We start from the raw sequence: 9112 nt of genomic DNA, 5'->3' as shown, positions 1-9112 counted from the left end.
CTCATCAAATGGTTCAATACCGATGACGAAACCAAAGTAATGATCGATGGCGATCTCTTTACCCTAAAGGATAAGGTAACGCTAAACAAACCCTGGGACACCGGGAACGACAGCGTCGATTTTGTTAATAATTGGGACCAGATAAGCCTGTTCAAGGTCGACGACAGGGAAATCATCGGGATCAGGATGTCCTACGGGCCTTGTTCCGGCCTTGCTTGCGGCGCGGAATACTATCTGCTATATGACGTCTCGACAAAGGAGAAGAGCTTCTTCGGCACTTTTAACGCGGACGACCAATTGGCGCTCTATGATTTTAACGGTGCCGGTCAATGGGACTACGTGTCAAAAAGCTTCAGCGGCGACCCCAACGGCTTGGCGCCCACAACAGTTACATACAACCTGTATTCGATGAACGCCAGCGGAAAGTTTGTCGAGCAGAACGATCGCTCGGGTCAACCGTACCGGTTGTCGGTTACCTCATTCCCGGATGACTCTTCGAAAACGGAAAGTTTTGAGCAGCATTGGTTGACGGTGATAAAGTAGGTTATTTGACCGAGATACAGACAAGGTTAATGCCATGGTAAAGATCTAAATACGATTACGTCCTTTCAACCCCGCCTTCCGCATCGAAGCGACCTCAACGGAATACACTCCGAATTCCTCGGATACCCTCCCCGAAAATATGTAAAACCCGTTCCCCTGGAAGGGGTATTGCGCGAGCGAAGCGGGAAAGTGTACGGTATCCACCCAGTCGCCGCATTTGTCAAAAAAGGTCCCGAACATCATGGACTCCCCTTTGGCCGTGCGCGCCGGCTTGGTGGTAACGAGGTAGCCGATCATGGACACGGTTTCGCCAAGACGCCTGTCCAGGTCGGCCGCCGCGACAAATGACTCCAGCGGCGCATCGGCGAGCGCCCACACATCCCCCAAGGGAAACCCCAGGAGCTCCATCTCGTCATACGCATCGTCCAACGGGTGCTCCGCCAGCTCCGGCAACTGCCAGCGGACCGGTGCCTCGCGAAAGAGGGCGACGCCCGCGGGCTGGCGTTGTTTTTTCTTGTACAGGAAGGTGGCTTCCCACAGCAGCTCCTTTTTCCGCTTGCCGGTAAACCGGAGCGCGCCGACACGGATCAGCAGGTTCATCTGTTCGGGGGTGATGGCCACGCGGTCGACCAGGTCGCCCACGTCGAGAAAGGCGCCACGCAGTGATCGCTCGGCCAGCAGAGAACGCACCATCTTCTCCTCCAACCCTTGCACGTGCACAAATCCACACACCACCTGTGCGCCGCAAATGGAGGTAAGGTACTCGCCGGTGTTGACGCAAGGCGGCTGCACGACCGCCCCCGTTCGCTTCAGCTCATGGAAATACACCTCCGTCCGGTAAAACCCGCCGAAGTTGTTGATGACCGCCACCATGAACTCCATGGGGTAGTAGGTCTTGAGGAACAGGCTCTGGTAGCTTTCCACCGCGAACGACGCCGAGTGCGCCTTGCTGAACGAGAATCCGGCGAAAGACTCCATCTGACGCCAGACCTCGGCGACGAGAGACGGATCATACCCCTTCTGGGCGCAACCCTCGAAAAACCGCTCCCGGATCCGCTGGAACCGCTCGTTCCCCCGATACTTCCCGCTCATGGCGCGGCGCAGCACGTCGGCCTCGCCCAGGTCCAGCCCCGCGAAAAAATGCGCGACCTTGATCACGTCTTCCTGGTACACCATGACGCCAAAGGTCTCCGCCAACAGCTCTTCGAGGGCCGGATGCAGATACGTGAACCCGGAAGGGTTATGGAACCGGTGAATATACTGCCGCATCATCCCCGACTGCGCCACCCCGGGCCGGATGATCGAGCTCGCCGCTACCAGCGTGAGGTAGTCGGAGCACCGCAGTTTTTGCAGGAGCTGCCGCATGCCGGGACTTTCGATATAAAAGCACCCGACGGTCTCCGCGCGGCGGATACCCGAAGCCACCCGCGGGTCGACCTTGAACGCGGCGACGTCGTGGATGTCGATGGTCACGCCCTTGCCCGCCCGGACCAGCTCGATACAATCCTTGATATGCCCAAGCCCCCGCTGACTCAACAGGTCGAGTTTGAAGAGGTTGATTTTTTCCGCCAGGAAAAGATCGATCTGCGCCGTCGGCAGACCCTTGGGCGGCAGCTCCACCACGGTGTAGGTAGTGATGGGTTTTTCGCTGATCAACATCCCGCCGGGGTGTACCGAGCCGTGGTTGGGGAAGTTGAGCATCCGTTCACTGTAATATTGTATGCCACGCTGGTAACGGTCTTCCTTCATCGGCGATTTCACGTTATCGACCAGCGCGTCGATCTCCGCCTTTGGCAGCCCGCAGACCTTGCCCAGCTCCCGTATCGTCGCGCTCCGCTGAAACGTGCTGAACATCCCGAGCAACGCTACCCGTTCGCCGCCATGACGCTTGAATACGTAAGCCATCACCTCGTCCCGGTCCCTCCAGCTGAAGTCGATGTCGAAGTCCGGGGGAGAGCTCCGGTGCGGGTTCAAAAAGCGCTCGAAATACAGGTCCAGCTCGATCGGGTCCACGTCGGTGATCCGGAGGCAATAGGCTACGATCGAATTGGCCCCGCTGCCGCGGCCCACGTAGTAAAATCCGCGGCGCTGCGCATACCTTACCACGTCCCAGGTGATCAGAAAAAATGCGTTGAAGCCCATCTGGTCGATGATCCCGAGTTCTTTCTCCAGCCGCTCCAGCGCGTCCGCCCGATCCCCATACCGATACCGGAAACCCTCCAACGCCTCCGCCCGCAGCAGCGCCCGGTCTTCATCCCGGCTTTGAGTAAAGCACTGGAGCGTCTTATCGGTGCTATAGTCCATGTACAGGTCACAGGCGTCGATCACCTCTTGCGTTCTTGTCAAAAGGGCTGGATAGCGCCCGAAAACGGAGCCGATTTGTTCGTTTGTCAAAAAATACTCATCCGCCGCCCCCATATCCTCTGGCCGCTGCTTCGTCAGCAGCGTGTTCTTGTCGATAGCCCGGAGCAACCGGTGCAACCGGTAGGATTCGTTCTTTTGATTCCGGTCGCGGCTGCGGTCGTCCACCCTGGGCGCCTGGAACGTGACCGCGTTGCGGACCACGAATTTGCCGGTGGCGGTGTTCTTCCCAAAGAGCTTGTTCACTTCCGACGGCCGCACCCCGATCAGCTCGTGCTCGTGCAGGTCGGTTGCCTGTAGTGCCCGCGGCCCCGTCGCGCCCCTTCCCACCGCGTCGAGCGAGCCCCAGCCGATCGAATCCAGGGCGTCCTTGCCCACCGCCTCCATTCCATAGACGATCCAGACGTGTTCCGCCTTCAGCTTCGGCCGCCGTGGAAAGGGCTCCTTTGCCTGCAGGTGTTCCGACAGGAAACGGTTGATCGCCGCGAACCCGTCCAGGTTCCTGGCCAGCAACAGGTAGCAGAACGTGTCCCCGTTGCGCACTTCCGCACCCAGGATCGGGCGGATGCCGTTTTGTATACAGAATTCGTAGAAGTCCCACGCGTCCGCCGTGGAATTGATATTGGTCAGCGCCAGCGCCTCCGCGCCGATCGCCGCCCCCGTTTTTACGAGCTCCTCCGTGGGGAAGGTGCCGTAGCGGTAGCTGAAATAGGTTTTGCAATTAATGTACATAACGCCTCCCCGACTCGTCGTGCCCCCAGGCGCCGCGGCCTTCGCGGCCCGCCGCGCTTTGCGCGGGGTCCCTGCGCCGCGAACCGCCGTTTTCTCCGCCCACGAAGCCCACCGCCCTGACGAGCAGATCGCTCCCGAAGCGGCGCTTGATGTGGTCGATCTGCTGATACAAATGGATCATCTCCTGCGTATCCTCGAACAGGTTAATCTGGTAATTGCCCGGAATGAGGTGGGAAAAACGCACCCCGACGAGCCTGACCAGCAATCGCCTGTCATAGAGCTGTGCGAACAATTCCTTCACCTTCCGGAGCAGCACATGGTCCGAACCCGTGTACGGGATCGTCGCCTGTTTGGTAAAGGTGTCGAAGCTGGAATACCGCACCTTAACGGTGATGCACCCTGTCAAACGGTTTTGCTGCCGCAGGTCGAAGGCGATCCGCTCCGTCATCTTCACCAGCTCGTTGCCCAGGAAGGCCATGTCGGTGGTATCGCTGTGAAAAGTGCTTTCCGTAGAGATGCTTTTTTGCTCGCTGTAAGGCACCACCGGGCTTTCGTCGATGCCGTTGGCCTTGCGCCAGAGGTCGATCCCGTGTTTGCCAAAAATATTAGCCAGCATTTCCATGGGGATGTCGGCCAGTACGCGGACGGTTTCCACGCCCATTTGCCGCAGCTGGTCCGCCGTCTGCTGTCCCACCATCGGCAGCTTTTGCACCGACAGCGGTGCCAGGTACCGGCGCTCTTCGCCAAACGGGATCTCCATCTGGCCGCGGGGCTTGACCTCGTTGGTGGCCACCTTGCTGACGAGCTTGTTCGATGCCAGCGCGTACGAAATCGGCAACCCCGTTTCGCGCGTGATGGACTCCCGGAGCTCCCTTGTGAATTTCGAGATGCCGAAGAACTTGTCCATCCCCGACAAATCGACGTAGAACTCGTCGATACTGGCCTTTTCGCAGACGGGTACCTTGTCGCGGATGATGTCCGTTACGATGTGCGAGTACTTGGAATAGCTTTCCATGTCACCCGAAATCACCATCGCTTCCGGACACAACCGTTTGGCCAGCTTCATCGGCATGGCGCTGTGCACGCCGAATTTCCGCGTCTCATAACTGCACGCCGCCACCACGCCCCGTTCGCCCCCGCCCACAATGAGGGGTTTCCCATTGAGGATGGGGTTCTTCAAGCATTCCACCGAGACAAAAAACGCGTCCAGGTCGAAATGAGCCACCGAACGGGAGGTTTCCATGCAGCTAAAATACTAAAAAAATTAGTATTTTAGCTGTCTTAGATAAACGGGAATGCCCTGGTCGCGAATGGCCTCGGTAATCGAGCGCAGCGTATCCATATGGTCATGGAATACGTCCGGAAAACCTACCAGCCGCCGGTCTTCTACGACCAATTGCATCTCCTTTGGCAGGTCCAGGGCGACCGATTGCAGGAGTTTTATCTCGATCGGCCGCCCCTCCGGCTCCCACGTGACCTCTGCCGGAATGGCAAAGGAATAGTGGAAGAAAATGATCTTTTTCAACATCATAGGAGGGTTCATTAGGTTATCACCACCCCATTGCCAAAAATGAGACCAAGTATTTTAGGGAGCTGGAATTATAACATTTTATAATTCAACATTCAATTTTGACTTCTCGGTTTGAAGACATACGAGCCACAGGAAAATTCGTTATCTGCTCTGGCACAGAGCAATTTCCAATGGGGGACAAAACCGAAGCGATGAGCCTGATAACCTTCCTGATACTTCTTGAGGAGACGCATGCCCTATAAATAGCTGTCCACGCTATATCGCCCGGCCCCCGTCAATACCAGGACGATATACGCACCCAGGTATACATACACCAGCTCCGCGTTCCCGTCCCCAAAGTAGAAGCCATGCATCACGCCAAAGACCACGCCCAGGTTGACCACGATCAGGAACGCCGCCAGCCGGGTCAAAAAACCCGCCGCGACGAGGATCGTACACAGCGCATCCGAGATCAGCGCATAGATCAGCCCCGTTCTTGCGCCCACGTGTATCGGGTCCGGGAAACGGGCGGCCATATCCTGGAAATGGAGCACTTTATCCAAACCGTGTTTGATAAATAAGCTGGCGCTCACCCACACGCGCAGTATCAGCAGGGCAACATCAATCCTGACCGGGATATTGGAACGGAAAGACCTTTTCATGTAGAGAGTGGATTTTGGGCCCTCTAATATAAGGTTTATTTGTATATATAAATCGCCCCATCCGGAAAGGTGTACACCAATTCCAGCGAAACCTGTTGCTTCAAACGGTCCAGATATGCTTTCGGATACGCCAAACAGGCGTCGATCCAGATCAGATAAGCCCCATGATCGTACCGGAAATCCCGTAAATCCTCCGGATCGTCCAGGCTGGGGAGATAATCCGACGACACCCGCCGCGTTTTCCAATACAGGATGTCGGGCGCGTTCGTATAAACGCTCGTATTCGAATCCAGCAGGACCGGCTGCCGGTTGACAAACGTGATCGTCGGCGAACGGTCCAGGGCCGCGGGGTCATACCGGACATAGCTCTTGTAGGCGATCCCGGGGTCCTTGATATACCGTATATCCGCTGCAACCGACGATATTATCAGGAGCGCCAGTATAACTGTCTTTTTGGGTAACGTGTTGCCTAGCCCGATCAATGCCGGTACCACCAATGGCGCCAGTAACCGCGTATCCAACGCCTCGAACGCCGTAAGCATCGCCGTGGTCAGTATAAAGGCCGAATACACCGCCGCCAGTGTCAACGCTATCGCAAACAGCCCCGCCGGCCTCTTTCGGCTCCGCCACCAGGCCACGACTATTACCAGCAGGAACAAGATCGCCACGGCCGTGTACAGCCATTTCGCCCTGTCCAGCGGCGGCGTCCATTCGCACAGCACCCCGCCAAACCGGTTCAGGTGTACGCTCAGCGGCAGCAGGTTTTTTTGCCGGTCCCCCGTCACCGTCCCGCCGATGAGACGGTTGCGCACGAGGTTTATCGCCAGCGGGGCAGACGCCACCGTCCCAAAGAGGAAGGCGCGTCCTATCCGTTTGTGTTCCAGCAGCAGTACCAACCCTCCCGTCGCTATCACCGTCACCCCCGCGTACCGCGTCACCGCCGCCACGCCCGCCGCCGCCACCATCAACCAAAACGCCCTCCAGCTATGCGTCCGCCCATACCAAGCCCCCGCCCACAAAAACACCCCTATGCAAAAAATAAACAGCGTCTCCGACCACAACATCTCATACACCTGCAGCAATGCCGGACTCGCCGCCACACAAGCGCCGATCAGCGTCCGCTGCCACTTCGTTACCCCTTCCCTTTCGAGCATCCCGATCACTCCTGCCACCAAAAGCCCAAACAATATCGCGTTGACCACCTGCCCAAACGCCAGCGGATCGACACGTGTCACCCACTGTATCACCCCCAGGAAAAAAGGGTAACCCACCGGAAAATCGACATACATGTCCCGGTCGAACGACCGCAGCACCCCTCCCTGGGTAAGGTTCCGCGACACGCTGGCGTACGTGATCGCGTCCGCGGATATTCCCACTCCCGGGAGGGCCCAAAGCGCGAGCGCCACCGCGGTCAGGGCCAACGCGGCCGCGATCCACGGTAAATTCCCAGTCTTTTTGTCCTTTACGCCCATAGCTATTTTGTAAATATATGGATTTCAACATTTTTGCCCCGCCCTCCCCATTTTTACGGATTGTTTTTCTGCTAAACTCTCTTTAGTTTGGTTCCCTAAATAATCTCAACCATGCAAACTTCACGAGCCCCGTGGTGGCTCCTGCTTATCCTCTTACCGCTTTCGTGCAACAAACCCAACGCTGTTCGGACGTTGGTTGACGCTGCCATCCGTACGTCAGGAGATTCCACCATTCGTACGTCCGATGACGCCGCCTTAATCCGCGCCGCCGAAACCGCATTCTGGTCGGTCTATCCCCCCGACACGACCACCTATACCTGGTCCGCCCGCTACAGCCAGCCCCTCTGGAACAACGTCCAAATCCTGGCGTTGTCCTTTGGTCCCGCCATCTCCGTCTCCATAGCCACACGCCCCGGTCTCACCCTCCACACCGGTTCCGCCGCACTCCCGGCCAACCAGATCAGCCGGCTGCTGTTATACCGCGACACCCTCCACCACTGGCATATCGAACGCCTCGCCCGCATCCCTTTGTCCCCGACCACCTCCGAAATACGCATCGAAGACTGGCAAGGCAACTTCCTCCGCGCCTACCTCTATACCGCCGGCGCCACCATTTCCCTTACCGAATCCCACACCTATATCCGTCCAAATCCCGGCATCGAACCCGACTTCGCCGCCCCCACCGCCCCTAAACCCACCTGCACCGAAACCGACTGGTACGCCTGCTCCACTATCGGCGACGGCCCCACCATCTGCGAATACGCCTACACCACCGAAGAATGCACCGGCTCCTCCGGCAGCAACCCGCCCAGCTACCCCTCCGGCGGCCCCACTTCCGCCGACTACACCCTCGTAGGCGTGCCTACCGGCAGCCCGACCGGCTCCGGCGCCGCTGCCGCCTCGATAAAACCCGACACCTCCATAACCAACCATCCCATCGTCCAATGCGTCTATACCCACCTCATGAACCCCAACCTCAACCACGGCCTCAAAAGCGTCCTGTCCAGCTTCGACGACGGCCAGCCCTATAACGTCACCTTCACCCTATCCACCGGCCTCACCGACGTCGACGGCCAATGCGCCTTTCTGGGCAACAACAGCTTCCTCATCACCATCAACGGCACCGAAGCCGAAGACAGCTCTTACTCCCGCATCTACCTCGCCTCCACCTTCATCCACGAAGCCTTCCACGCCAAGCTCCGTCAAAAAGTCCTCGAAACCTTCGGCACCGCGACCGTGGACGCGTGGCCCAAGCCCATCAACGACATGACCCTTTCCGAGCTCGCCACCTACTTCGAGCTCGAATCCAAATCCAACAATATCTGGGAAAGCATCGAACACGACTGGATGGTCGACAACATCGCCACCCTGGCCACCACCCTCCAACAATTCGTCCAAACCTACTACAAGTCCACCGCCGCCGCCGTCGGCTCATCCCTAACTCCTTACGAGGCGCTCATGTACATGGGGCTGCAGGATGCTACGGTTTATCAGGAGGAGGTTGTGGATAAGGGGTTGGATTCTAATTTTACAGAATATCAGCGCGTGTTGAATGAAGGAGGTAAATGCCAGGATTGATCCCTAAAAATTTCTATATATGAATTATATATGCTTAGCGATATTTTTCTTTGTTCAAATATCTGGTACTCAAAAGCGGGTTGCCATAGATACGATATACGTAAAGCTGCCAAGTCGCTTTGATACCGTGAATGTCTACAAAAGGTTCCCGAAAATTATGGCGATTACTTTAGATAGGCATTCGCAGAAGACCTATTCGGCTCCTACAGGCACAACCTTTGATGCCCAGCGCACTCCCTCCTTCTACCACCCCC

At 57.3% G+C, this 9112-nt stretch carries 8 protein-coding genes; 3 read left to right on the top strand and 5 right to left on the bottom strand.

All coding sequences use genetic code 11. The annotated features are described in order from the left end of the window. On the top strand, positions 1 to 543 hold a 543-nt coding region (locus tag VL547_RS13710; protein ID WP_325578683.1), incomplete at its 5' end, for a hypothetical protein. 45 nt (positions 544 to 588) lie between these two features. Here VL547_RS13710 and VL547_RS13705 read toward each other — a convergent pair. The 5 genes from VL547_RS13705 to VL547_RS13685 all read right to left on the bottom strand — a co-directional run bounded on the left by VL547_RS13705 (position 589) and on the right by VL547_RS13685 (position 7280). After that, entirely contained in the window at positions 589 to 3636 is a 3048-nt protein-coding gene (locus VL547_RS13705) for a DNA polymerase III subunit alpha (protein ID WP_325578681.1), read from the bottom strand. Further along, positions 3626 to 4879, bottom strand: coding sequence for a DNA polymerase IV (gene dinB, locus VL547_RS13700; RefSeq protein WP_325578679.1), 1254 nt, complete (start codon positions 4877 to 4879; stop codon positions 3626 to 3628). Before dinB ends, VL547_RS13705 begins: the two co-directional genes overlap by 11 nt. A 21-nt stretch (positions 4880 to 4900) precedes the next feature. After that, positions 4901 to 5164 (bottom strand): hypothetical protein, encoded by a 264-nt coding sequence (locus VL547_RS13695; protein WP_325578677.1) that lies wholly within the window; start codon positions 5162 to 5164, stop codon positions 4901 to 4903. A 239-nt stretch (positions 5165 to 5403) separates the two neighbouring features. Next, the gene (locus VL547_RS13690; RefSeq protein ID WP_325578675.1) at positions 5404 to 5808 is read right to left on the bottom strand and encodes a DoxX family protein; all 405 of its coding nucleotides are present in this window, start codon (positions 5806 to 5808) and stop codon (positions 5404 to 5406) included. A 35-nt stretch (positions 5809 to 5843) separates the two neighbouring features. After that, positions 5844 to 7280 (bottom strand): hypothetical protein, encoded by a 1437-nt coding sequence (locus VL547_RS13685; protein WP_325578673.1) that lies wholly within the window; start codon positions 7278 to 7280, stop codon positions 5844 to 5846. Positions 7281 to 7391: 111 nt separating this feature from the next. Between VL547_RS13685 and VL547_RS13680 the strand changes: the two genes are divergently transcribed. Beyond that, on the top strand, positions 7392 to 8858 hold the full coding sequence (locus VL547_RS13680; RefSeq protein WP_325578671.1) for a hypothetical protein: 1467 nt from the start codon (positions 7392 to 7394) through the stop codon (positions 8856 to 8858). A 19-nt stretch (positions 8859 to 8877) separates the two neighbouring features. After that, the coding region (locus VL547_RS13675) for a hypothetical protein (RefSeq protein ID WP_325578668.1) at positions 8878 to 9112 on the top strand (235 nt) is incomplete at its 3' end.

The organism is Dinghuibacter sp., from assembly GCF_035492835.1.
In the GTDB taxonomy this organism is placed as follows: domain Bacteria; phylum Bacteroidota; class Bacteroidia; order Chitinophagales; family Chitinophagaceae; genus Dinghuibacter.
This window is presented reverse-complemented; position numbering and strand designations above follow the sequence as displayed.